This window comes from Vreelandella vilamensis, assembly GCF_031451755.1.
Lineage (GTDB): Bacteria > Pseudomonadota > Gammaproteobacteria > Pseudomonadales > Halomonadaceae > Vreelandella > Vreelandella vilamensis.
In genome coordinates, this window is record NZ_JARWAN010000063.1 from 1 (window position 1) to 847 (window position 847).

Genomic DNA, 847 nt, shown 5'->3' on the forward strand with positions numbered 1-847 from the left:
GGGGAAACACTGCGAGCACTCGATTCAAAGGATATCGCTTATCTGGGGCGGTTAAAGAGCAACAACGCCCTGCAGACCCTGGCAGCGCCCTATCTGAAACGCCCGCCCGGGCGTCCACCGGAGACACCACGAGAGTGGTGCCATGATCTGGAATATCGGGCCGGTAGCTGGGAATCACCGCGGCGTGTGGTGCTCGTTGTGCAGGAAAAGCCTGACGACCTGCTGCCGCATGCATTTTTCCTGGTCACTAACCTCAGCCGCTATCACACCCCAGCCGAGAAAGTCCTGGCGCTCTATCGCAAACGGGGCAAGGCCGAAGGCCACATGGGTGAGCTCAAATCAGCGCTCAATCTGCACCTGTCCTCGACAGATCGAGGACACCTGACCGTGCAGGACGTCATGGCCCGCAATCAGGTCAATCTGCTGCTAAGCCTCTATGCGTACCAGGTGCTGCACAGCGTGCGCTGCGTGATGGAACGCCGAACGGGGCAGGGTTGGAGCCTGATCAAGCTGCGTGAGCAAGTGTTGAAAGTGGCGGCCACCTTCACGGTAAAAGCCCGCCAAATCCGCATGCGCTTGAGTGTTGCGGCCGACAAGTGGTGGCCTCGTTTACTCCCGGGTATCCGACGACTGCAGCCGCTTCCTGACTGACATGATGGCTTCAATGGCGCAAGCATCACCATCGGCCAAGGGCCGAGAGCATGCCGTGGGTAAGTGTCGGTTATCTATGCAAAAAACGCGATAAAAACGGGATGCTAAAAACCTATTTCGCATAATCATCGCGTCGATACGTCGTTCGATAGCCTCAACGCGCCCACCATGCAGACGTAAAGCGCTAAATAATGGC

Annotated in this window: 1 protein-coding gene; it reads left to right on the forward strand. The window is 57.5% G+C overall.

Translation table 11 applies throughout. The features are described 5' to 3' along the window. A partial coding sequence (locus tag QC823_RS16140) for a transposase (protein WP_309657359.1) occupies positions 1–651 on the forward strand: 651 nt, incomplete at its 5' end. Positions 652–847: the final 196 nt, after the last annotated feature.